Raw genomic sequence first — 25,416 nt, 5'->3', positions numbered from 1 at the left:
ATGAAACGTTTCTATTCTTTGTTCGCATTGCCTCTCATCTCTGCTACTTTGGCCAACGAGCCACTACCGGATCGTCAAACTGAACTGCCAGCTGTGAAAAAAGAAAATCATGGCGAATATTTGCAACCTCGCGATCTGAGTAAAATTCCAAACACCGCATTTGGTGAGCAAGTAAAACGTGGTTACTCGCTCTTTGTTAACTCGCAACAGATGCGCGGCAAATACGTTGGCAATGAGCAAAACTGTGTGAACTGCCATATGGAAGCAGGACGAAAAGCCAATGCAGCACCGCTGTGGGCGGCGTACATGGCCTACCCGGCTTATCGCAAGAAAAACGATCGCGTAAACAGCTACGCAGACCGTATTCAAGGTTGCTTCGAATACTCCATGAACGGCAAAGCCCCCGCTTACGACTCACCCGAAATTGTTGCCCTCAGCGCTTACGCTTATTGGTTGGCAATGGGTGGATTACTCGATAGTTATGGTATGAGCGATGAAGCGGTGCCAGAGCTAGATGCTAAAGCGTTGCAAGTTGGTGGAAAAGCAAAAGACTTCCCGCTGCCAGAAGCCATCGCGCAAGCATTACCAATTGAAGAACGAGGTAATCTCTCTGGACGTGGTTACCCAAAAATCGCCGCCCCTGAGCAAGAACCATCACCAGAGCGAGGCGCACTGGTCTACGAAAAGAACTGCGAAACTTGCCATCGCGCCGACGGCTCGGGTATCAAAGGCACCGACGGCCATTCATACATTCCACCACTTTGGGGCGAATATTCGTATAACTGGGGTGCAGGTATGCACCGGATTAACACCGCGGCCTATTTTATTTACGAAAACATGCCGCTTGGGAAAAGTGTCCAGTTAAGCAAACAAGAAGCGTGGGATGTCGCGGCATACGTCAATAGCCACGAGCGTCCACAAGATCCTCGATTTAAAGGCAACGTGAGCGCAAACGCAGAGAGATATCACCAACATCAAGGCTATTACGGAAAAACACTTAGTGGTAAGCAAGTCGGCTCGAATGCTTTCAAGAGCGGTACCGTCGAGTAAAAGACAACCGTTCATCTTAAATACCAGTGCTCCCACCTCCCTGCTCAGGCTCTCTGGGCAGGGTTGTTTTACTCTCCTGAAGCAATCACTGCCCCCCCCCCTCCAAACCAGCAACGTTAAGTGGTTTTCGGCTTCCAACATACCAATCTTCGCAGTAAAATAATGCGCCAAACGCGACTTTGTTTATATCTTAGAGCTTCCATATACTATGGTGCCAAAAGTAAGAAACTCGTAAACTCCTGAATCAAAACAAGCGTGTCTAATGAAAAAAGAGTATTCTTAGGACAAATGAATCCAAAACCTACCCGATGAGTATTCAACCTAATTCCCGTCAGTTAATTTCATGCGAAGAGTGCGGCCTTGTTGTTCGTATTCCCGATATCGATCAAGGGCAAAAAGCTCAATGTCCTCGATGCGCGCATTCTCTGACAAAAGTGAATGCTAAACCCTATCAAAGCGTGATCGCCATTTCATCGGCATGTTTGATCATGTTGGTGTTAAGCATTTCTTTCCCTTTTATGTCGTTCAGTGTGCAAGGGCTATCGCAAGAAATCACCTTATTGCATGCAGCCAAAATGCTGGCTGAATTTCAAAATGTACTTTTAGGTGTGTTGCTTCTCGCAACGGTCGTCGTATTGCCTGCTATCTATGTCGGTCTCATTCTCTTTCTTCATCTCGAAGCATTAAAAGCGCGTAAACATACGCCATCCAAAAAACAGCAACGAATGGCGAAAGTTTTATGTCGCCTTCTGTTTCGAGTCGAACCCTGGCTGATGGTCGATGTATTCTTGATTGGCGTATTAGTCAGCTTAATTAAAATCGCTTCTCTGGCAGACATTGGAATGGGGACTTCATTCTGGGCGTTCTGCGTTTATACCGTACTGGTAGTCAAATGTATTTCTATGGTTGACAAAAGCTGGCTCTGGGGACACTTCATTCCAGCCATCGTGCTGCCCGATGTAAATGAGGGCGATACACACCATAACCACAACCATATTGGTTGCCATACATGTCACCAACTCAACCCAATTGAAGCGAAAAAGCACCAATACTGCATTCGTTGTAAAAGCCCTATTCATAAATACAACCCAGCAGATAATTTACAAAAAGCTTGGGCGCTTTTGTTTGCGTCAGTCATTTTCTATATCCCAGCGAACCTCTACCCAATGATGTATACCGTAAGCCTTGGACATTCAGAAGGTTCAACTATCATGGAAGGGGTAATACTGCTTTGGCATTTAGGTTCTTACCCTATTGCGATGGTAATTTTCTTTGCTAGCGTATTCATTCCAATGGCGAAAATGCTGGCACTCGCGTGGCTGTATTACAATGCGCAAAAAGCGCGATATCTTCCTCCTGAAGAAAGTATTTCACGCTTAAAGATATACCGCTTAACTGAGTTTATTGGTCGTTGGTCCATGATCGATATCTTTGTCGTTGCCATCTTAGTTGCACTGGTTCAGTTGCAAAACTTAATGGCGATTTATCCAGGCCCTGCTGCGCTCTCTTTCGCGGCAGTGGTCATTTTCACTATGCTTTCTGCAATGATATTTGACTCACGTTTGTTGTGGCAGTTGCCACAAAACGAAGTGCAGGAGCCGATTTCTGACAACTTAAACGAGAAAGCCAAATATGAGTGATGAGAACAACGTAACCGCTCAAATAAAACCGCAAAAGCAGATTTCTGCAATCTGGATTGTACCGATCCTTGCGCTAGCCATGGGAGCGTGGATGCTGTTCCAATACATCAACAGTACAGGCCCACAAATTACTCTCCAACTACCAACCGCAGATGGGATTGAGGTTGGCAAAACCGAGATCCGAGCATTGAATGTAAAAGTCGGACTGATTACTGAAGTTACTCTCAGTGAAAACTACGATCACATCATCGCTAAGGCGCAGATGAATAAAGACGCGAAGCGCATGCTGCGAAATGACACCATGTTTTGGGTGGTGAAGCCTCGAATTGGCCGTGATGGTGTTTCAGGTTTAGAGACCTTGCTCTCTGGCGCTTATATCCAACTTCAGCCGGGTAAATCTAAAGTAGAAAAGGAGCACTTTACGGTATTAGATGTGCCACCGGTCGCTTCTCCTGATGCAGAAGGCCTGCGTCTTGTATTAACGCACCGCGAAGCTGGCAAACTAGGTGTTGGTGACCCGGTTATTTATAAAGGCTTTACCGTTGGTCGTGTAGAGAAAACCAGCTTTGATGTTGATACTCGCAAGGCGCTGTATCAACTCTTTATTTTCAAACCTTATGACAGCTTAGTGCGCACTCGTACTAAGTTTTGGCTGAATTCTGGTGTTGATTTACAGCTCAATGCCGAAGGGTTTGAAGTTAAGTTTGGCTCGCTAGAGAGCATGCTAACGGGTGGCGTTACCTTCGATACCGTTCCAGGTCTTGAGTCCGGCGAACTACTCACAGAAGACATGGTTAACTTCCGCTTGTACGATGATATTAAGCAGCTGAGAGAAGGCATGTACGATGACTACATTGAGTTCGTCATGTTATTTGATGAATCGGTACGTGGCTTAAAAGCGAATGCGCCTGTTGAGTACCGCGGTCTTCGTATTGGTACCGTAACGAGAGTACCGATGCGTTTACCAACACCAGAAGAAAACTTCTCTGCGAAAAAAATTCCTGTTTTGGTGCGCGTTGAGCTCGGTCGAGTGTACGGAGATTTAGAATCCCAATCTTTATCTATGTTCAAAGAGAAGTTGAAGGAAGAGTTTGCTCGCGGTCTCCGTGGCACCTTAAAGACTGGTAACTTGTTAACTGGCGCGCTTTATATTGATGCAGACTTTTACCCTAATGATGATCAGTACGTTCCAAGTGAATTTGAAGGTTTAGATGTTTTCCCAACCATGCGTGGTGGTTTTGCCCAAGTCCAGCGCCAAGTCAATGACTTCCTAAATAAGATTAATAGCTTACCAATGGAAGAAACGCTTAACTCTCTCAATTCAACGTTAAAAACGTCGGAAAAGACGTTGGCGTCAGCAGAACGTGTCGCGGACAGTATTGATAAACTTTTAAATCAAAAAGAGACTCAAGAGATCCCAACAGATATTCGCCAAAGCTTGCAGCAGTTGCAAAAAACACTCGATGGTTATGGACCAAACTCAACCATGTACAATGAAATGGAAGCCACGCTCAAAGAACTAGAAAGCGTGATGACAGAGTTTAAACCCGTACTTAAACAGCTAAACGAAAAGCCAAACTCTCTCGTGTTTGGAGAAGATGAAATCAGTGACCCAATCCCAGTTAAAGGCCAAAACTAATGAAACGAGTATTCTTTTTGTCTATCGCGCTATTTGTCGGTCTAACGGGTTGCAGTAGCGCTCCAGAAACTAAAGGGGCTTTGTACCTTCTACCTAAGGCGGAACCAGTGACTCTGAGCTCTTCTGATATCTCACAGCGCCCTACTTTAGTTGTTCGTCCAGTAAAACTGGCAAGTTATTTAAACGACAGTGGTATCGTTTACCGAACCTCTGAGACTCAAGTTATCCAGGCAAGAAACAATCAATGGGCGCATAGTATTTCCGAGCAAATCACTCAGAGAGTCGTCACAGAACTACGCCACAAACAGACTCATTACTGGCCGACTGAAATGAACAACCTGTTGGATCAAAATGGTGAAGCCAAACTACAGCTTACGTTAAATAAATTTAATGGTAGCTACAAAGGCAATATCGAAATTGAGGGGGAATGGTTACTCATCAATGCTGAAGGTAAGGTAGAAAACAGTGCACCAATACAAATCTCTCAGCCTCTACAGGACGAAGGCTATGGAGCACTTGTCGACGCACTGTCCGTCGGGTTGGAAGAACTGACTTCGGACATTGCCAAAAAAATCTAAGATCGATGTTAATTACAGGGAAGCAAGTTGCTTCCCTTTTTGTGCTGCGAGAAGTTTTTCGATCGAAATAGATGTAGATAATCAAGCGAGACAAATTGATCTTAGTCAGACTGCAATCCGTTCTTTGGTGCTACTCTACGGCAAAATATAAAGCCCCATCCTATGACCTTATGTAGAGGTCTTGTTGATAAGGTTCTTGAGTAGCAATGTCGATTAACATTTCCGATTTAACCACCGCCCTAAATAAGGTGGAGCATATTCATAAAGTTCAGCTTGAAAATGTGCATCAGTTCTTTAAAGCAAACGAAGCTTTCTCGGTAAAAACGTTCAGCCAACTTATATCTAGTGACTCACTTGATGAGCGATTTAAAACCATCGACAAGGCCTTCTCTTTGCTTGGTGATGTGAAAACCTACCTTTTAGAAGCGTCTTACTTAGTTAAGTAAAAATAAAAAAGCCCCTGTAACTTAATTACCGGGGCTTTCATTTTTATCGCCGCTAAGTTGTGGAGTTACAACTTGTAGCGATCATCAATAACCGTTGTCTCTGGGAAGGTTTTACCCTCGTCCATCGCTTCCTCAGTCTCTTCTTTTACTTTGCTATCGATCCAGAAATTACCAATATCCATTGGATGAAGCACCCATTCTGTCGCTTTTGTCATGCCATCTTTAGGAATTTTAACCCAGCGCCAATGTGCAACTCGAGAATAAGGCACCATGTATCCAGGAACGATGATATTCGCTTTGCTGACATAGTTTTGGATTTGATGCGATAAATCGTAACGCTTCTCCTGATCAAACTCAGAGTCATAAGCTTCAATCAACTGGTCCAGCTCAGGGCTGCTGTAGTTGGTGTGGGCATTCGTTTGTGGTCGATTCGCATTATCCGAGTGTAGATATTCCCAATACGCAGGAATCTCACCAGAACCCATATTCAAGAACGCTAACTGATGCTTTTTCTCAAGAATGTATTTAAACGCAGATGAACCATCAACCAAGTTTAACGTGAACTCAAGACCTGCAAGTTTCGCTTGCTCTTTTAAGTACGCAATACGCGGTGTCCAAGAGTTGTATCCGTAGGTGATAGCAAAGCTCAAGCGTTGGCCCTTGTCATTGACACGAATACCATCTGCGCCAACTTTGTCAAAGCCCGCTTTTTCGAAATGTTTAACCGCCGCATCGGCATCAAACTTAGGCGGTGTATTGTTAGGATCATCGTATTCGCCATGACCAAAGCCGAGTCCATGTGGTTTACGTGAATAATCTCCACGCATGATATTTTCAATCATGCCGTCATAGTCAGTGGCTGCCATAACGCCTTTGCGCACTTCTAGGTTATCCAACATCGGCATCGCGGTGTTCATCCAAAGGCCACCAGCGCCTTGTGGTGCTTCGTTAAAGCCCCAGTACTTTTGGATATAGCCTTTTTTGTACACATCACTATCGGTTTTGTCATGCCAAAAGCTTGGTAGCACCATCTCAAAGTAGTCCAAGTTGCCTTTCTCAAAGTGCTTCATGGCAATATCAGGATCGCGAATCACCTTAATGCGGACTTTTTCTACGTTGTAACGGTTTTTATAGTAGCGGTTGTTATACCCCCACCAATCTTCGCCCACGTGTTTGAATGTCACGCTCTTACCTTTCTTCACTTTATCAATGTAGTAAGGCGCCGCAGTTGGCTCAGATTTAAAGTTGAACTTCCTGACGAAGTTATCAGGCATGCCATCGTTATTTGCGTCCTTTTCTCCTTCAAAGAAGTGTTCCGGACGAGGCTGAAAACCATTACTCGGCATGTTAATCATAACCATGAGCGAGTCATGACTTTGAGCTACAGCAAGATTGACTTTGATCGTGTAGTCGTCAATTTTTTCAACACCAACAACGCTGTTCGTGAAGAAGTCGTTGTACCACGGGTCGATAATGTCTTTTGACGTGTAGTACTTCATCATAAAGACGTAATCATCTGCCGTAATTTTTTCACCATCTGACCACTCGGCCGTTTCATCAAGCTTAAAGAATACGGTTTTGTTGTCCTCTCCAAATGCCCATGACTTAGCAAGTTGGGGGATCCATTTACCAGTATTTGGATGACGCTGAGCAAGCTTTGGTGAACCATCCATTAAATATTGGCGCAAGCCGGAGTTCGCATCTGGACCAACACTTCGTAATGTCTGAGGAAAGCTCTGAATGTAAGTACGATAAGTACCACCTCGTACCGCTTCTTCAGAGGCGAACAGAGGTTCATTGTTATTTGAAATCCATTCTATATCAGCAGGTAGCTCTGCCGCACTCAGTTGAAAACTGGCAGCGGTCAGTGTTGCAAGTACTGAAAATGGCAGTTTTTTAGTCATGTTTCTTCCTTGTTGTGTTTGCGATTAAGGTCGTAGCAAGGAAGACGGAGTGTGAAAGCTGCAAATAGAAAATACGCAGATAGGAAATAATAGGAGCGTAATATGAAGTGACTTCCTGCCAGCTTCTATATTAATTTCAAAGAGTTTCACTAGGTCATCCTAGACCTTACAACGCAGTGAATGCATCTTCGCCATAGTATTCTTTAGGCTTTTGTAACGCAAGTCATCAATAATACATGGTCGCATTTTCTATACATCACAGTGAGTTATGTTACAAAAGTGTGATCGATATAGTACCAAGCCCTACTTTCCTCATAATAAACCGTAGAACCTTTATCCGAATAAGATCCCCCCTACACCAATTAAAGCAAGCAAGTAAGCGAGCAGATACAACTGGTAAAAATGAGCAGTTGCTTACTACGGTTGGTATTTTTATTAGATACAAAAAAGGTGAGGCATCACAGCCTCACCTTTCTTTATACAATACAAGACTGTGCTTACATACTAGACAAGCTATCATTGATCGATTTTAACACTGCAGCAGGATCCACAGCTTGAGTAATTGGACGCCCAATAACAAGATAGTCAGAGCCTGACTGAATAGCCTCTACTGGTGTCATGATACGGCGCTGGTCACCTTGCTCAGAGCCAGCAGGTCGGATTCCTGGTGTAACTAACTTAAAGTCTTGACCAAGTTCGCTCTTAAGCAATGAAGACTCTTGAGCTGAACATACGACACCATCTAAACCAGCGTTTTTGGTCAATGTCGCCAGACGAATAACTTGATCCTGAGGCGCAATGTTCAAACCAATACCCGCTAAATCACTTTGTTCCATACTGGTTAGTACCGTTACTCCTATCAGAAATGGGCGTTCTTTACCGTATGGCTCAAGAATTTCACGTGATGCCGTCATCATACGCTCACCACCGCTCGCATGCACATTCACCATCCAAACCCCTAATTCCGCGGCTGCGCGGACCGCCTTAGAACAGGTATTTGGAATATCGTGAAATTTCAAATCCAGGAAGACTGAGAAACCACGTTTGTGGAGTTCACGTACGAAATCAGGACCAAATAGCGTAAACATTTCCTTGCCAACTTTTAGGCGACATGACGCAGGATCAATTCTATCTACAAACGCAAGTGCGTCTGCTTGGTTATCATAATCCAGTGCGACAATAACTTTTTGGTCGATCATTTCATCTCCTAACTATTTTGGTTCTTATTAAATAAAAAGTTAAAAAAATGCAGCGGACAGAAATTCTGCCAGCTGCATTAAAATTATTCACCATCCAATCCGCGGATTGGCTTGATCGTCCCCCACCCTTTACAGGACGGGCAGTGCCAATAAAGGGAATGAGTAGAAAACCCACACTTCCGGCATCGGTAGTGTGGTTTCACTTTTAACTGTTCACCCACCATCGCTTGTAGCGTCGATAGACTGTCCTTCGCGCGACCGTCTTCTGCTTCAGCAATGTGGTAGTCAATTAATCGATAAAAGCCCTTCATGGTTGGATTTTTCAGCAGCTGTTTGGTCAGCAGCTCTTGTGCAGCCCCTACGTTCTCGTGGTGAGCAACCAACTGAGCCAACATTAACTCGGCTGATACGCCTGCTTTCTTATCAATACAAGCTCGCAGAAACTCTACAAGTTCATCTTCCTGGCCCAAATGATGGTAGCACTCTGCAATGGTTGGTAAGACATCGCTGATAAAGTCTTTGTCTTGCTCAAGCACACCCGTTAGGTATTTTATCGTGTGTTTATAATCTTCAGACTCTAGATAAATTCGTCCCAAAGCAATACTCGCTCGAACACACTTTGGGTCTTCTGCTAGGGCTTTTTTAAAGTGCTGTATTGCCTTATTAGTATTACCATCGGCTTGGTCGAGCATGGCAATTTCACACCAAAAATGAGCAATATTCGCACGCATTCTGGAGCGTTTATTACCCAACTTAGCCAATTGATTGGCGTAATAAATTGCTTTTTCCCATTCACGTGTTTGTTGGTAAATGGTTACCAATTGCTGAAGGGCCGCTTCTTTGTAATCTGGCTCTTCGACTAACTGTTCGAAGATTTTCTCTGCACGATCGAGAAAACCAGAGACCATGTAATCTTTCGCCAACTGTTGAAGTGCAAGATTCTTTTGATCCAGTGTTAAGCCAGAGCGAGAAATGAGATTTTGGTGAATTCGGATTGCGCGGTCGACTTCGCCACGAGACCGGAATAGGTTACCCAACGCAAGGTGAGTATCGATGGTCTCGTTATCAACTTGGAGCAATTCAATAAAGTGATCGACAGCCTTATCTGATTGGTCAGAGAGCAGCAGATTAAGACCCGTCATATACTGACGAGAGATTTGATGAGATTGCTTCTGCTTGTCTTGCTGAGCGCTGCGATGCCCCATATACCAGCCATACGCAGCAGCTATAGGCAACAACAAGAAGAGTAGTTCAAGCATTAAAGTTAAGCCTTATCCTTATGCCTGTTTTTCGATGGCTGGCTTATCAGCAGGTTTGTTTGCATCTGTAGGTTCGTACTTTTTCAGCTTTTTCTTTAAACGACGAACTTGTAGCTGAGTTTTCAGCTGGATACTACCAAAGATAACCCACGCTAAAGCAAAGCCAACCACAAATACCACACCTAATAGTGTAGATAAGTGGAACTCTCCTTTGGCTAGAAGATAGTTAAAAGTCACTAGCTCTTGGTTTTGAGAACCTAACGCCAATGCAATTAAAAAGAGAGCTAAAACAGCAACGATTTTTATAATTTTCATTTACATCACCCTTCTAGGAGTAAGTCGGTAAGATTATGCAGGAAAATGCTTCTTCAGACTACGTATATTAGCAATAATCTATACCCAAGTAACCTCAAGATGCTTAGTTTGTAGACACGCCTAGAAGTTAAAGTTACTTGGGTGTAGAAAGCTGCAAAGAAAACAGCCAGAATCAACAGCTCGCTTCGTAAACTGCTTGGACACATTACAAAAAAGCGGCATACACAAACGTATGCCGCTTTTTTCAAACTAATAAGAGTGCGTTAGCCAATATTTACACGCTCACGAAGCTCTTTACCAGGTTTGAAATGTGGAACGTATTTACCTTCCAATTCCACTTTATCGCCCGTTTTAGGGTTACGACCTACGCGAGGCTCGCGGTAATGAAGAGAAAAACTACCAAAGCCACGGATCTCGATACGGTCACCGCTCTCTAGCGTAGAGGCCATGTGCTCTAAAATATCTTTTACAGCATCCTCTACCTCTTTCGCTGATAAGTGTGTTTGCTCAGCGCAGAGTCTTTCAATCAGTTCAGACTTAGTCATAGTTGCCCTCTTTGAGTATCTTTATCACTTATTATAGTAAGTAATACTAATTCCAACAAACACTTGCTGACAATTCTAGACAAATTTTATGCAAAATGCGCAATGAAGAAATGCCTTTTATTAAGATAGTTTACCGTCATTAGTATTACTACTTAAATATGCTCAAATATAAAAAAGGAGCCTTGCGGCTCCTTTTTTGCTTAAGCGAGTATATTATTCGCCTTTAGCAGCTTTGAAAGCGTCAGCCATTGCGTTACCGAATGCATTGTCATCTTGCTTGTTGATAGATGCCATTGCTTCTTGCTCGTCAGCTTCGTCTTTAGCTTTGATAGATAGGTTGATTACGCGGTTCTTACGGTCTACACCTGTGAACTTCGCTTCAACAACATCACCAGCGCTTAGGATTAGAGAAGCATCTTCTACGCGATCGCGTGATACTTCAGAAGCACGGATGTAACCTTCAACGCCTTCTGCGATTTCAACAGTAGCGCCTTTAGCGTCAACAGCAGTTACAGTAGCGTTAACTAGAACACCTTTCTTGTTGTCAGCAACGTAAGCATTGAATGGGTCGTTTTCCATTTGCTTGATGCCTAGAGAGATGCGCTCACGCTCAGCGTCTACTGCTAGAACAACTGCAGAGATCTCGTCGCCTTTCTTGTACTCACGTACAGCTTCTTCGCCAGCAACATTCCAAGAAATGTCAGATAGGTGAACTAGACCGTCGATGCCGCCTTCTAGACCGATGAAGATACCGAAGTCAGTGATAGACTTGATCTTACCAGTAACTTTGTCGCCTTTAGCTTGTGCTTCAGCGAATGACTGCCATGGGTTAGCTTTACACTGTTTCAGACCTAGAGAGATACGACGACGTTCTTCGTCGATTTCAAGAACCATAACCTCAACTTCGTCGCCAACATTAACAACTTTAGAAGGGTGGATGTTCTTGTTAGTCCAATCCATTTCTGAAACGTGAACTAGACCTTCAACGCCTTCTTCGATTTCAACGAAGCAGCCGTAGTCAGTTAGGTTAGTTACGCGACCAGTTAGTTTGTGACCTTCTGGGTAACGCTTAGCGATTGCTACCCATGGATCTTCGCCTAGTTGCTTAAGACCTAGTGATACGCGAGTACGCTCACGGTCGAACTTAAGAACTTTAACTTGGATCTCGTCACCAACGTTAACGATTTCAGATGGGTGCTTAACGCGCTTCCAAGCCATATCAGTGATATGTAGAAGACCGTCAACGCCACCTAGGTCAACGAACGCACCGTAGTCAGTAAGGTTCTTAACGATACCTTTAACTTCAGAACCTTCTTGTAGAGTTTCTAGAAGCTCGTCACGCTCAACGCTGTTTTCAGATTCGATAACAGCACGACGTGAAACAACTACGTTGTTACGTTTTTGGTCAAGTTTGATAACTTTGAACTCTAGCTCTTTGTTTTCTAGGTGAGCAGTGTCGCGGATTGGACGTACGTCTACTAGAGAGCCAGGAAGGAAAGCACGGATACCGTTTAGTTCAACAGTGAAACCGCCTTTAACTTTACCGTTGATGATACCAACAACAGTTTCAGCTTCTTCGTAAGCTTTCTCAAGTACGATCCAAGCTTCGTGACGCTTAGCTTTCTCACGAGAAAGTTGAGTTTCACCGAAACCATCTTCAACAGCGTCTAGAGCTACGTCTACTTCAGCGCCAACTTCAACTTCAAGTTCGCCAGCAGCGTTCTTGAACTGTTCAGCAGGGATAGCAGATTCAGACTTAAGACCAGCGTCAACAAGAACGAAACCGTTCTCGATAGCTACTACAGTACCTTTAACGATGCTGCCTTGTTGGAATTCTGTTTCGTTTAGAAACTCTTCAAAGAGTTGAGCAAAAGATTCAGTCATTTAGTTAATCTTCAATAAATTAAACTTCCACGGGTATCCTACCGCATGGGGTTATTAAATTCGCCAGTCATCATCCTTGCGACCAACGCTCTTAGTCTAGCCGAGTATCATTACTCAGCTAGCTTCGATTCGATATATTGTAGTGCCTTTTCTACTACTTCGTCGATAGTCATCGACGTAGAATCTAGCACAAGCGCATCCTCAGCAGGGCGTAGTGGCGCCACTGGGCGGTTACGATCTCGGTCGTCACGCTCTTGGATCTCGCTTAAAAGGTCAGCAAATTTAACATCTAACCCTTTCTCTTGCAACTGTTTAAGGCGTCGATTTGCACGCTCTTCTGCGCTCGCATCAAGGAAGATTTTCGCTTGTGCACTTGGGAATACAATTGTGCCCATATCACGACCATCAGCCACTAGGCCCGGAGCGGCCTCAAATGCACGCTGACGACGTAATAATGCTTCACGAACACGTGGCAGAGCCGCAACTTTAGATGCTGCCATACCCGTTTCTTCTTTGCGAAGCTCCCCTGACACATCTTCGCCTTCTAGAACGACCTTAACTAAGTCACCCTCTGCGATAAATTGAACGTCTAGGTGTGTTGCCAGTGGGACAAGTGCGTCTTCTGACTCTGTGTCGACACCGTGGTGAATCGCAGCGAGTGCAAGTACACGATAAATTGCGCCAGAATCTAAGAGTTGGAAACCCAACTTTTTCGCCAGCAACATACATAAAGTGCCTTTACCTGCACCACTAGGTCCATCTACGGTTACAACCGGAGTTTGAGAGGACATGTTCTTCTCCACCTATAGTTTCTTTTCAGCAATTTGCTCGGTTTTCGAGGCGCGCATTATACGGGTAATCGCCCTTTGGAGCGAGGAAAAATGTCGTGTAAAGCATTACACCTAATGCGCAATTGGATTCATCAATAAACATAAGGTTCAACAAAAACGGCGAGAACTTCCACCCTCGCCGTTTTAAATGTCATGATCTTAGGTTCGATTAAACAATCGGTTTTTGGCCACGCTCAGCTAACTTTAAGATCACACTGTCAGCAACTTTGCCCGCGACACCTGCTAGCTTGTCTGCCAGCTTTTTCTTCTGCACATAATGCACAGAAAGTACGGTCTTATCTTTGCATGCCGCAACAACGATATCATCAGATGTACTAATGTCATCCACCAAACCAAGCTCTTTCGCTTGTGTACCGAACCAGTGCTCACCTGTGGCTACTTTGTCTAGGTCCAAACTAGGACGACGCTCGCGAATGAAGTCTTTAAACAAGACATGTGTTTCTTCAAGCTCTTGCTTAAACTTATCGCGCGCTTTATCGGTATTCTCACCAAACATCGTTAGCGTGCGTTTATATTCACCCGCGGTTAGTTGTTCGTACTCAATGTCATGTTTCTTCAACAGTTTGTTGAAGTTAGGAATTTGCGCGATAACGCCAATAGAGCCCACAATTGCAAACGGTGCAGAAACAATCTTATCTGCGACACATGCCATCATGTAACCGCCACTTGCCGCAACTTTGTCAACAGAGATGGTCAAAGGAAGACCCGCAGCTTTGATTCGGTCCAGTTGAGAAGAGGCAAGGCCGTAACCATGAACCATACCACCGCCAGATTCTAAACGAAGTAATACTTCATCACCTTCACGTGCGACAGCCAAAATAGCAGTGATCTCTTCACGTAGAGACGCAACTTCTTTTGCATCTATACTACCGTTGAAATCAAGAACGAATAGGTGTGGTTCACGCTTGCTATCTAATGAACCGTCTTTGCTCGCTTGTTTGATCTCTTTTTCACGAGATTTGTTTTTCTCTTTCTCTTCTTTCTTGACCGCTTTATCTCGAGCTTTGATGAAAGCATCGTCGTGCAAATGATGTTCTAACTGCTCAACAGATTGTTTGTGTTGCTCTGAAAGGTTGGTAATCTCTAACTCCCCTTTCGCCGCACCCGATTTGCCACCAGCCGATTTTGCAATAATGAGCAGAACAATTATCGCAGCAACCACCGTGATAATTTTGGCCAGAAACAGACCATAATCTAATAAAAATTCCAACGAGAGCTCCTTTATCTCATTTCAGATGACGTTAGTATGTTACGCAGAAACATCAGCGAGAAGGCAGCGCGGTTTGTAACCACTTGTTCTGATTGATAGCATACCTAACGAAAGTTCTGGAATTGGTATAACACATGAATTGGTGTATTGTAACCATCTTGTCACGATTACCAAGATTTTCCATTGAGAAACAGGCGTTTTTAGCGTCAATTAACTATCATGGACCCTCTTACAATAATAAGGATTTATCGCCGTGAACTACTCCGTTTCAGCTGATGCTCTAAAAGGTAAAGTCATTCTTGTTACTGGCGCTGGTAATGGCATCGGCCGTCAAGCCGCACTTTCTTATGCCGAGCACGGTGCAACTGTTATTCTTTTGGGTAGAAATGTGCAAAACCTTGAATCTATCTATGATGAGATTGAAGCAGCTGGCTACCCACAAGCTGCTATCATTCCTCTGGATCTCAAGGGCGCAACTAAGCAAAATTACATTGATATGGCAGAGACAATCGAAGGACAGTTTGGTCGTTTGGATGGCCTATTACACAACGCAGGTGTCTTGAGTTCGCTGTGTCCATTTGATCAAATCAAAGAGGAAGACTTCGACGATATCATGCAGATCAACGTGAAAGCAGAAATGTTAATGACTCAAGCACTACTGCCTGTGATGCGTAAATCAGAAGCTGGGCGTATTATCTTTACCTCTTCGACCGTCGGCCACTCTGGTCGCGCTTTCTGGGGGCCATACGCTATCTCTAAATTTGCCGTAGAAGGCATGATGCAAGTTTTGGCTGACGAGCTGAGTGATACACCGATCCGCGTTAATGCAATTAACCCTGGTGCCACTCGTACTCGCATGCGTGAAAAAGCATATCCGGGTGAAGATGCGAATACTCTCAAAACGCCATTGGATATCATGCCGCTATATTTGCACTTAATGGATCCAGCGGTTACCGATGTGAATGGTCAGTGCATCGACGCTCAACCGAAGCGTAAATAACGAATTCAGGTTACCTCACATAATCGATTGAAAAGGCAGCAAACGCTGCCTTTTTTCATTTCTCTCTTCATAAAAATCTTGCGACTTTCTGTCATAGAAATATACTGTACATATATACAGGTATTTATTATGCACGATATTATTCAGCACTTAAAAAGCCAGCACCTTGTTTGGCAAGCAAATTTAACGAAAACAGATCCTCAGCAGTTGCAGACTAGTTCCGGTTTTTCTGAATTAGATGATTTGCTCGGCGGAGGCTTTCCACCTCATGGCGTGGTGGAGATGGAATCTATTGGTAGTATTGGTGAATTGCGTTTGCTCGCTCCCTATTTAAAAGCCACTCAGACCAATGGTGTGACCGCATTTATTCAACCACCTGCGTTAGTGAATTCTCTGTTTTTGCACTACATAGGGTTGGATATAAACCAAGTGTGGGTTGTTACTCCAACTCACCCCAAAGATGCTCTTTGGGCTGCAGAGCAATGTCTGAAAAGTGGGGTATGCAGTAATGTTTTGTTATGGCAAGAAGAGCTTGAAATACATCAAGTGAAACGCTTACAGGTAGCGAGTGAACAAGGTACTTGCCCTCTCTTTATGCTTAAAACAGATACTATCAACCGCTTGTCTTTGCCTGTGTCACTCAGTTTAAAACTGAAAGGCGACGAGCAAGGGATTAATGTTGAAGTGCTGAAAAGGAAAGGAGGCTGGAATAGAGGTAGCGTTAGTATCGGCTTCCAACACCATTACCCGCAACTGGTGAAACCATCATCTAAAACTCTGCACTCGACTGTGGTCAATTTCCCACTGGCGAACCAAGGTTAGTGATATGGCTTTGTGGATTTACTTGCACTTCCCTCGCCTACAGCTAGACGCACTCTTTGGTGATAACCAAAATCACCCCGTGGTGATTGTAGAAAGCCAACGTTGTCAGATCATTCAATACAACGGCATTGCCGAGCAACAAGGTATTAAGCCTGGTATGGGCTTAGGCAGTGCTGCGTCCTTGTGTCGAGATTTACAAGTGCATCCTTATCATCCACAAACCGAATTAAATAAATTACAAGAGGTAGCTCAGTGGTTGTATTTGATCACATCTGACGTTGTGTTGATGCCAAACCAAGGTATTTTGCTACGTGCCACACCGATGCTCACCCTATATGAAGGGTTGGACAATTACTGGAATAAAGTCAGTGCTCACTTAACTAAACTGCAGTTAAGCTTTCAATTTGGTTGTGGTTTTTCACCTCTGTCAGCCAAGTTAATGGCATTGGCAGGAGCAAATGTTCTTAGTGACGACAAATCTCTTATCGAACAAATGTTATTCCCATTACCTCTGCCTCTAACCGATTTATCGAGCTCTATGGTTGAAAAGCTGCACCGCGTAAGCGTTACTTCCTTAAAAGGGTTACTTGAACTGCCGTTGCAAGACATCGCTCGACGCTTTGATATCGATTTGGTGAACTACGTTGGTCGACTGACTGGGCAGTTTAAGCATCCTGTCGACTTTTATCACCCGACCGAATCCTTCCAAGTTTATTTAGAACTGCTGTTTGAGTTCGAAAACGTTCAGTGGATTGAAAAGCCGCTGGCCAAGTTACTTCGTCAACTCGAAACCTTTCTTAAATTAAGAGATAAGGTCGCTTTTGAGCTGTGTTTAACACTCCACCAGCGTGAGAAACAAGAGCAACACCTTCAACTCACTTCTGCGCAAGGTGATTACCTATGTCAGCGTTGGCAGCAGTTAGCGAGTTTAAGCTTAGAGTCACTCTCGCTCAATGGCCCAGTCACAGGGATAACGTTAAAAATCGTCCGTCAAGGTGAGCCTCTTAGTGCATCACGCGATCTCTTTGCTGGGCAAAAAGGGAACATGAATGCTTTAGAACTGCTCTCTTTACTGCAAGCTAAATTGGGGAAAAGTGCCGTGTTAAAACCCAACATCGCTTGTGATCCTAGACCAGAAAAGGCCAGTCAATATCGCCCTGCTGATGCTCCAGATGAAAAGGAGCACGCCATACCATCCATACTACGCCCCGCAATGCAATTGCCCACTCCCATTGCATTGCAAGAGCAAGTCTCTTTGGTCCACGGACCTGAGCGAATCGTTTCTGGATGGTGGGATGGTGATGAGATCATGCGTGATTACTACATTGCACACACCAAGCAAGGCCGCTGGTTATGGATCTTTCGCGATCAGCACAAGCACTGGTTTCTTCATGGCTATTTTTGTTAAATCGACAGTTATTTTTGTTGGATCATTATGAGTTACGCGGAACTATTTTGTCAGTCTAACTTCTCTTTTTTGACTGGGGCTTCTCATGCAGAAGAGCTGGTACTCCAAGCTGCTTTCTATCGCTATCAAGCTCTAGCTATAACGGATGAATGTTCGGTCGCGGGCGTTGTCAAAGCCCATGCGACCATCGAACAACATAAACTCGATATCAAACAAATCGTTGGAAGTATGTTTTGGTTAAATGATGAATGCCAAATCGTACTGCTTTGCCCTTGTCGCAAGGCTTATGCCGAGTTGTGTCGTATCATCACAAACGCAAGAAGACGAAGTGAAAAAGGCAACTATCAACTGTTCGAATGGGATTTGATGTCGATTCGACATTGCTTGGTATTGTGGCTGCCCACACATCAAGAGAGTGACCACTATTGGGGACGCTGGCTCAATCAACACCACGCTAATCGTTTGTGGGTAGCGATTCAGCGCCATTTGAGTAACAACGATACTGAGTACATTGCGCACTGCGAGCAGTTAGCACATGAATTTCAATTACCTATAACTGCCTGCGGAGGCGTTCTCATGCATGATGTTGAACGCTTGCCATTACAGCATGTACTTACCGCTATAAAGCATGGGTGTAGCGTCGATAAACTCGGTTTTGATCGTATTTCGAATACAGAACGAGCGCTTCGTCCTTTTAAAAAACTGGTTCGGATTTACAAACCAGAATGGCTGGAAGAAAGTACTTACATCGCCGATTTATGCGAGTTTAAGCTCTCCGATTTAAAATACGAATATCCTACCGAGCTGATCCCAGATGGTTATACACCCGACTCTTACTTACGTATGTTGGTCGAGCGTGGTAAAAAGCTGCGTTTTCCTGAAGGCGTGCCAGCAGAAGTCAATCAAACCATCGAGAATGAACTGGCGCTTATTCAAGAGCTGAAATACCACTACTACTTCCTTACTATTCACGACATTGTAATGTTCGCGAAACAGCAAGGCATTCTTTACCAAGGGCGAGGTTCCGCTGCAAACTCTGTGGTGTGTTATTGCCTGGAAATTACCGCCGTCGATCCTCGACAAATCGCTGTCTTATTCGAACGATTCATCAGTAAAGAACGTAAGGAACCGCCGGATATTGATGTGGACTTTGAACACGAGCGCCGTGAAGAAGTTATCCAATATATTTACAAAAAATATGGCCGTGAGCGTGCAGCACTTGCTGCAACAGTGATCAGCTACCGCTTTAAAAGCGCCGTGCGTGAAGTCGGTAAAGCACTAGGGATTGAAGAGACCCAATTAGATTTTTTCATTAAGAACGTTAATCGCCGAGATCGCAGCCAAGGCTGGCAAGCTCAAATTATTGAACTTGGCTTACAACCAGAATCTCTCAAAGGGCAGCAGTTTATCCAATTGGTCAACGAGATCATTGGCTTCCCACGCCATTTATCTCAGCACGTAGGTGGCTTTGTAATTTCATCTGGCCCTTTATATGAGTTGGTACCAGTTGAAAATGCCTCGATGGAAGATCGCACTATCATTCAATGGGATAAAGACGATTTAGAAAGCTTGAAACTACTAAAAGTCGATGTGCTCGCACTCGGCATGTTAAACGCCATCAGAAAGTGCTTTCAACTAGTCGAGAAACATCACCAGCGATCCCTCTCTATTTCCGAGATCACTCGCCGACAAGATGATCCACACGTGTACCGCATGATCCAAAAAGCCGACACGATAGGCGTATTCCAAATTGAATCTCGTGCACAAATGAGCATGCTCCCTCGCTTAAAGCCCGCTTGTTATTACGATTTAGTGATTCAAATTGCGATTGTTCGTCCAGGCCCTATTCAGGGTGATATGGTGCATCCTTTTTTAAAACGGCGTGATCACAAAGAGCCTGTCAGTTATCCATCGGAAGAAGTAAAAAGCGTTCTTGAGCGGACTATGGGCGTCCCAATTTTCCAAGAGCAAGTCATCAAGCTAGCCATGGTAGCCGCAGGGTTTAGCGGTGGCGAGGCCGATCAACTCCGTAGAGCGATGGCATCATGGAAGAAGAATGGCGATCTCGCTAAATTCAGACCAAAACTGATCAATGGTATGCAAGAGAGAGGTTATGACTTAGCGTTTGCTGAGCGCATTTTCGATCAGATTTGCGGCTTTGGTGAGTACGGCTTCCCTGAAAGCCATTCAGCGTCTTTCGCAGTGCTGGCATATTGTTCTGCGTGGTTAAAATATTATTACCCAGCAGAATTTTACACTGCACTGTTGAACAGCCAACCAATGGGGTTTTATAGCCCATCGCAATTAGTACAAGATGCCCGCCGACATGGCGTCGAAGTATTGCCGGTGTGCGTCAATCACTCAAAATATCAGCATCATCTCGTCTCACGTCCGAATGGCAGGCTCGGCGTGCAACTTGGTTTTCGCTTGGTGAAAGGCTTTAACGCAGAAAGTGCGCAAAGGCTTATTGAGCGCAAACCACTTAATGGTTACCGCTCGATTCAAGAAGTAAAGCAGATATTAAGAAGCCGAAGTGACATTGAACTATTAGCTTCAGCTAATGCATTTCAGGTCCTATCGGGGAATCGTTATAACGCACGCTGGGCAGCAATGGATTCCTTATCTGACCTACCATTGTTTCACAAGGTCAAAGAACCCGGTGTTAGCTACCAAACTCAGCCCTCTGAATATGAAAATTTAATTGAGGATTACGCGAGCACAGGACTATCTCTTAGCCGCCACCCGATTAAATTATTAGAAGAAACGGGCAAACTCCCTCATTTTACCCGCATGAGGCAATTAGCAGAGAAACCGCATAGGTCATTGGTCACAGTGGTAGGCGTGGTAACGGGAAGACAATCTCCAGGCACCGCCGCTGGCGTGACATTTTTTACGTTAGAAGATGACACAGGCAACATTAATGTGGTCGTTTGGCAAGCGACAGCACGAGCCCAAAAGCAAGCGTATTTAGGCGCTAAAGTATTAATGGTGAAAGGCATTCTTGAAAGAGAGGGAGAAGTCACGCACGTTATTGCTGGCAAGTTGATTGATTGCACGCACTATTTGAATAATTTACAAAGTAAATCTCGCGACTTTCATTAGTGCAGAGGTATTAAGGAGAGAGGTGTTAAAAATCAGAGAGAGCTGCTCTCCCTCTGATTTCACTATATCTAATCATGCACTTTTGAAAGCATCTGGCGTAATCGGTCTTGAGCAACTTCAACCAACAGATCTGGTTGGAATTTAGAGATAAAACGATCACAGCCTACTTTTTGTACCATGGCTTCATTAAAGCTGCCGCTCAGAGAGGTGTTCAACGTAATAAACAACTTAGACATACGTGGATCTTGGCGCACTTCATGAGTCAGTTTATAACCGTCCATTTCAGGCATTTCAGCATCCGTAATCATCATCAACAGCTCTTTTTCTACGTCTTTCCCTTCATCACACCAGCGCTTTAAAACTGTTAGCGCTTCTAGTCCGTCACGGCACTCGATGATATTCATACCCAATTGAGAAAGCGTATCGCGAACTTGATTACGAGCTGTAGATGAATCATCCACAATCAGAACATTACGCCCGACCATTGCTTGGGCAAGTTCTTGATCCAGAATGTCCACTGAAATCGTGACGTCGTAATGCACGATCTCTGCTAAAACTTTTTCAACGTCAATAATTTCGACAATTTGAGAGGCATCCCCCTCTTTGATTTGCGTGATAGCTGTGAGGTAATTCGAGCGACCAGACGTGGAAGGAGGCGGCTGAATTTCAGTCCATGCCGTATTAATAATGTTTTTAACCGGACCGACTAAGAAGCCCTGCACCGTGCGGTTGTACTCTGTCACGATCAAGTTTTCTTCTTCCGCTTCACCACGCAAAGCTGGGAAACCTATCGCGCCACGCAAATCAATCACTGGCACTGCTTCACCTCGTAAAGAAGCGACCCCACGAATGTTGTAGTGTGAGCCAGGAAGCTTGGTTAACGGTGGCAGCTTGATGACCTCTTTCACTTTGAACACATTAATCGCAAACAATTGGCGACTATTTAAAGTGAACAGCAGAAGCTCTAGTCGGTTTTCACCAACCAAGTTCGTACGCTGGTCAACCGTATTTAACACTCCGGACATACTACTACCTAAATTATGGATAATTCTTATTTTTACTCAAAATCAATACAGACACATCAAGGTTCTAAGCCCAAATAACCTTAAGATATTTGTTTTTCGAGCATGGCTTGAAAGTACAACGGTTTCAGCGTATTACTTCCCTTCTATTTGTATCAGACACAAAGTCACTCTACACATTGAAAGCCATTTGGGTTTATTTACTTGAGCTTTTTAGGAAATTACATGAATGGCGCAGATATAGCAATGCAGCACAACTCAAATTAACCTTCTAATAATAGGCGATCAAAAAGGGTGAGCCGTTAAGTCTCACCCTAAATCATCTAAAAATGTATAGGCTCGACACCTAAGCACTTCATCATGTTTGAAGCAATTAGCCTTCCACAACCTTCATCAATAACTGACCATCGTACAACGCTTGCTTGATCAACGCGGCACCAGGCATTGTTGCTTGCTTATAGAAACGAGATTCCACCAGCTCAAGATCTTGGTGATAAACCGGTAAACTCTGCTCTTCGATACAGCGACGCACCGCAGGATAAAGTACATCTTTTGCTTGGTTAATCACACCACCGATCAAGATCTTCTCAGGGTTAAATAAGTTGATCACAATAGCAATTGCGGAACCTAAGTAGCGTCCAAGCTTTTCAATCACATCAACTGCCAACGGATCACCGTTCGCTGCCGCTTCACAAATGCTCTCAATACTCATTTCTTCTTGTTCAGCAAGAATAGAGTCTTCGCCATCAGCAATTCGTCTTACGACTTCTTCACGAATGGCTTGAGAACTGGCAACGGTTTCCAAACAACCAATGTTGCCACAATGACAACGTTTTCCATTTGGATCGATTTGAATATGCCCAAGCTCACCAATGTTGCCGTGACGACCTTGCAAAACGCGCCCATCCAGAATGATGCCGGCACCTAAACCATGGTGAATAGAGATAAGAACAGAGTTGTCATTGTCTTGAGAATGGCCGAAAAGCTTTTCTGCTAATGCCCAAGCTCGCGTGTCATTGGCAATGAAAACTGGCAAGCCTGTTGCTTTATATATCTCTGGTCCAAGAGCAAGATTTTCGACGTTGTAATGAGGCATTTGCAGCACGACACCTTGCTCTGAATTCACAAGGCCAGGCAGCGTAATTGCAATACTGGTAACACGGTCAAGTTGATCCGCGTAAGTTTGGAAGAATTCATCAATTTCGTAGAGCAGACGCTCAAGCACATCGTCTTGGTCACGTTCGTGTATCTCGATTTTAGTATCGATCAACACATCACCACCTAGCTCATGCAGAGCAATAGTTAAATAACCTCGCCCCAAACGCATTGACAGAAATTGCCACCCTTCGTTGTTGACCTGCAAACCGACGGCAGGTCGACCACGACTCGTCGCTTCTTGTACTGTGGTTTCATGAATCAAGTGCGCTTCAATTAATTCTCGAGTGATTTTGGTGATACTGGCAGGAGCAAGCTCACTCTGCTTGGACAAATCAATTCGAGAAATAGGACCTTTTAGGTCAATTAGTTTATATACACGACCAGCATTGACCTGTTTGATATGATCAATATGGCCCGGTTGAGCCATGTACATCTTGCACTCCGAAATTCTATAACGAGACAATTTTTTTACTTTGCGAACTAATTGTGAAGTGAATTAATAAATCCCCGTGACAAGCATCACGTATAAACCTGTTTGTTTGTGTATTCAATCAAATAACGAAGAATCTACTCCTGTTAAATTGTTTGAAAAATAACTTATTTTTATTCACTAAATTATGAAGCAACTCCTGTTACAACAGCGCATTCTCTTCAATAGGGGCTGAAGCCTATGGAATATCTGTCTGTTTTACCGGGATTACTCTTAATGTAAACATTCTGTGCATATACTTATACTCAAGCAGCTTTAAGGTGTGGGCTCAGCAACGAGGCAGACCTTGAGAGCGATTGAGGAAAGTAAGGATAGAGTTCAAGTTACCTTTACACATACATTCATCGGAGAATCTATGACTTCCAAACTAAGACGAACAAAAATTGTCACCACGCTTGGTCCTTCAACGGATAAGGACAATGTACTTGAGGAGATCATCAAAGCCGGTGCAAACGTTGTCCGTATGAATTTCTCACATGGAACCAGTGAAGACCACATTCAACGCGCCAAAAAAGTCCGTACCATTGCGGCAAAGCTTGGGCGTCAAGTTGCTATCCTCGGCGACTTGCAAGGCCCTAAAATCCGCGTATCGACCTTTAAAGACGGCCAAGTCATGTTGAATGTGGGCGACAAATTCACATTAGACAGTGATTTACCAAAAGGTGAAGGCAACCAAGAGTCCGTAGGGCTAGATTATAAAGAACTGCCGCAAGATGTGTCACCAAACGACATTCTGTTACTCGATGATGGACGCGTTCAACTGCAAGTCACCAGCGTCGAAGGCAATAAAGTTCATACCCGTGTGATTGTTGGTGGTCCACTATCTAATAATAAAGGGATCAACAAAAAAGGCGGCGGATTGTCAGCCGATGCGCTCACAGAGAAAGATAAAGCCGACATTCTTACCGCCGCAGAAATTCAAGTGGACTACCTTGCTATTTCGTTCCCACGTAACGGCGAAGACATGCATTACGCTCGACGCCTAGCCAGAGATGCAGGCCTCGAAGCCATGTTGGTGGCTAAAGTCGAACGAGCAGAAACCGTCGCGACTAATGAGTCTATTGACGATATTATTCTCGCATCCGATGTGGTGATGGTTGCGCGTGGCGATCTGGGTGTAGAAATCGGCGATCCTGAACTTATTGGCGTCCAGAAAAAGCTGATTCGCCGCGCACGCAGCTTAAACCGCATCGTAATTACTGCGACACAAATGATGGAGTCCATGATTACTAGCCCGATGCCGACGCGTGCTGAAGTGATGGACGTGGCCAATGCGGTTCTAGACGGCACTGACGCGGTGATGCTGTCTGGAGAGACCGCAGCAGGTAAATACCCTGTAGAAACGGTCAAATCCATGGCCGAGGTGTGTGTGGGCGCAGAAAAGATGTCTGAGGCAAGCCTATCCACTTATCGCTTAGATCGCACCTTCGAAACAGCTGAAGAAACCATCGCAATGGCAACCATGTACTCTGCGAATCACATGGAAGGAATTAAAGCGATGATCTCGTTAACAGAATCTGGCAGGACTGCGTTGATGATGTCTCGCTTAAGCTCTGGCTTACCAATATTTGCCTTATCACGTAATGAATCCACGCTCAATCGAGCTGCACTATACCGAGGCGTGACACCGGTATATTTCGAGTCAAAAAGTGATGCAGGTTTACCGACAGCTCAAGCTGCGATTGCCAGCCTTAAAGAACAAGGGTTCTTGCACAAGGGTGATTTAGTCATGATAACTCAAGGCGATGTAATGGATGTCGTTGGTTCAACCAACTGCATGCGAATTCTGCAAGCATAACCTTTATACCTAACCCTATTAACCACAGAGATTAGGTACGCACACTAATGAGGCTCCGAAAACGGAGCCTCATTTATTTACACTTCACTTTGTATT

Annotated in this window: 20 protein-coding genes; 10 read left to right on the top strand and 10 right to left on the bottom strand. The window is 44.4% G+C overall.

All coding sequences use genetic code 11. The annotated features are described in order from the left end of the window. The 5 genes from NL645_RS13330 to NL645_RS13310 all read left to right on the top strand — a co-directional run bounded on the left by NL645_RS13330 (position 1) and on the right by NL645_RS13310 (position 5,353). Positions 1-1,050 carry a c-type cytochrome gene (locus NL645_RS13330; protein ID WP_253651827.1) on the top strand — a complete coding sequence of 350 codons (1,050 nt, stop codon included), beginning with the start codon at positions 1-3 and terminating at the stop codon, positions 1,048-1,050. A 308-nt stretch (positions 1,051-1,358) separates the two neighbouring features. Continuing rightward, positions 1,359-2,690, top strand: coding sequence for a paraquat-inducible protein A (locus tag NL645_RS13325; RefSeq protein WP_006742665.1), 1,332 nt, complete (start codon positions 1,359-1,361; stop codon positions 2,688-2,690). Further along, complete coding sequence (gene pqiB, locus NL645_RS13320) at positions 2,683-4,329, top strand: intermembrane transport protein PqiB (protein ID WP_253651826.1); 1,647 nt, start codon at positions 2,683-2,685, stop codon at positions 4,327-4,329. Before NL645_RS13325 ends, pqiB begins: the two co-directional genes overlap by 8 nt. Beyond that, positions 4,329-4,907 (top strand): membrane integrity-associated transporter subunit PqiC, encoded by a 579-nt coding sequence (locus NL645_RS13315; protein WP_046874433.1) that lies wholly within the window; start codon positions 4,329-4,331, stop codon positions 4,905-4,907. Before pqiB ends, NL645_RS13315 begins: the two co-directional genes overlap by 1 nt. Before the next feature lie 206 nt (positions 4,908-5,113). Next, a complete protein-coding gene (locus tag NL645_RS13310) occupies positions 5,114-5,353 on the top strand; it encodes a hypothetical protein (protein WP_005397103.1) in 240 nt (79 codons plus the stop codon). Between the two features lie 65 nt (positions 5,354-5,418). Here NL645_RS13310 and NL645_RS13305 read toward each other — a convergent pair whose 3' ends face one another. From NL645_RS13305 to sohB, 8 genes are all read right to left on the bottom strand, one after another. Then, a complete protein-coding gene (locus tag NL645_RS13305; RefSeq protein ID WP_114323270.1) occupies positions 5,419-7,257 on the bottom strand; it encodes an extracellular solute-binding protein in 1,839 nt (612 codons plus the stop codon). 497 nt (positions 7,258-7,754) lie between these two features. Next, positions 7,755-8,456, bottom strand: coding sequence for an orotidine-5'-phosphate decarboxylase (pyrF, locus tag NL645_RS13300; RefSeq protein WP_253651825.1), 702 nt, complete (start codon positions 8,454-8,456; stop codon positions 7,755-7,757). 83 nt (positions 8,457-8,539) lie between these two features. Continuing rightward, on the bottom strand, positions 8,540-9,715 hold the full coding sequence (gene lapB, locus NL645_RS13295) for a lipopolysaccharide assembly protein LapB (RefSeq protein ID WP_005376665.1): 1,176 nt from the start codon (positions 9,713-9,715) through the stop codon (positions 8,540-8,542). 18 nt (positions 9,716-9,733) lie between these two features. Then, positions 9,734-10,030: a LapA family protein gene (locus NL645_RS13290; protein WP_005397112.1), complete on the bottom strand. Its 297-nt coding sequence runs from the start codon at positions 10,028-10,030 to the stop codon at positions 9,734-9,736. 263 nt (positions 10,031-10,293) lie between these two features. Further along, positions 10,294-10,575: an integration host factor subunit beta gene (ihfB, locus tag NL645_RS13285; protein ID WP_005385816.1), complete on the bottom strand. Its 282-nt coding sequence runs from the start codon at positions 10,573-10,575 to the stop codon at positions 10,294-10,296. 213 nt (positions 10,576-10,788) lie between these two features. After that, positions 10,789-12,459 carry a 30S ribosomal protein S1 gene (rpsA, locus tag NL645_RS13280; protein ID WP_005385817.1) on the bottom strand — a complete coding sequence of 557 codons (1,671 nt, stop codon included), beginning with the start codon at positions 12,457-12,459 and terminating at the stop codon, positions 10,789-10,791. Between the two features lie 110 nt (positions 12,460-12,569). Continuing rightward, a complete protein-coding gene (cmk, locus tag NL645_RS13275; protein WP_005397113.1) occupies positions 12,570-13,250 on the bottom strand; it encodes a (d)CMP kinase in 681 nt (226 codons plus the stop codon). A 208-nt stretch (positions 13,251-13,458) separates the two neighbouring features. After that, positions 13,459-14,520 carry a protease SohB gene (gene sohB / locus NL645_RS13270; RefSeq protein ID WP_005385819.1) on the bottom strand — a complete coding sequence of 354 codons (1,062 nt, stop codon included), beginning with the start codon at positions 14,518-14,520 and terminating at the stop codon, positions 13,459-13,461. A gap of 253 nt (positions 14,521-14,773) precedes the next feature. On the opposite strand from sohB, the gene NL645_RS13265 reads away from it, so the two are divergent. The 4 genes from NL645_RS13265 to NL645_RS13250 all read left to right on the top strand — a co-directional run bounded on the left by NL645_RS13265 (position 14,774) and on the right by NL645_RS13250 (position 20,852). Continuing rightward, entirely contained in the window at positions 14,774-15,520 is a 747-nt protein-coding gene (locus NL645_RS13265) for a YciK family oxidoreductase (RefSeq protein ID WP_253651824.1), read from the top strand. A 129-nt stretch (positions 15,521-15,649) separates the two neighbouring features. Then, positions 15,650-16,342 carry a translesion DNA synthesis-associated protein ImuA gene (imuA, locus tag NL645_RS13260; RefSeq protein ID WP_253644406.1) on the top strand — a complete coding sequence of 231 codons (693 nt, stop codon included), beginning with the start codon at positions 15,650-15,652 and terminating at the stop codon, positions 16,340-16,342. A gap of 4 nt (positions 16,343-16,346) precedes the next feature. Continuing rightward, entirely contained in the window at positions 16,347-17,750 is a 1,404-nt protein-coding gene (locus tag NL645_RS13255) for a DNA polymerase Y family protein (RefSeq protein WP_253651823.1), read from the top strand. A 27-nt stretch (positions 17,751-17,777) separates the two neighbouring features. Beyond that, on the top strand, positions 17,778-20,852 hold the full coding sequence (locus NL645_RS13250) for an error-prone DNA polymerase (protein WP_253651822.1): 3,075 nt from the start codon (positions 17,778-17,780) through the stop codon (positions 20,850-20,852). A gap of 68 nt (positions 20,853-20,920) precedes the next feature. Here NL645_RS13250 and NL645_RS13245 read toward each other — a convergent pair whose 3' ends face one another. Beyond that, a complete protein-coding gene (locus NL645_RS13245; protein WP_253651821.1) occupies positions 20,921-21,877 on the bottom strand; it encodes a chemotaxis protein CheV in 957 nt (318 codons plus the stop codon). A 370-nt stretch (positions 21,878-22,247) separates the two neighbouring features. Then, complete coding sequence (locus NL645_RS13240) at positions 22,248-23,465, bottom strand: ROK family protein (protein WP_005398213.1); 1,218 nt, start codon at positions 23,463-23,465, stop codon at positions 22,248-22,250. Between the two features lie 412 nt (positions 23,466-23,877). Between NL645_RS13240 and pyk the strand changes: the two genes are divergently transcribed. Then, positions 23,878-25,320, top strand: a complete 1,443-nt coding sequence (pyk, locus tag NL645_RS13235) for a pyruvate kinase (protein WP_005398214.1) — start codon at positions 23,878-23,880, stop codon at positions 25,318-25,320. Positions 25,321-25,416 lie beyond the last annotated feature (96 nt).

Source organism: Vibrio sp. Y51_MX_L26 (assembly GCF_024181935.1).
In the GTDB taxonomy this organism is placed as follows: domain Bacteria; phylum Pseudomonadota; class Gammaproteobacteria; order Enterobacterales; family Vibrionaceae; genus Vibrio; species Vibrio diabolicus.
Note: the sequence above shows the minus strand (reverse complement) of the source record. Positions and strands in the feature narration are given on the sequence as shown.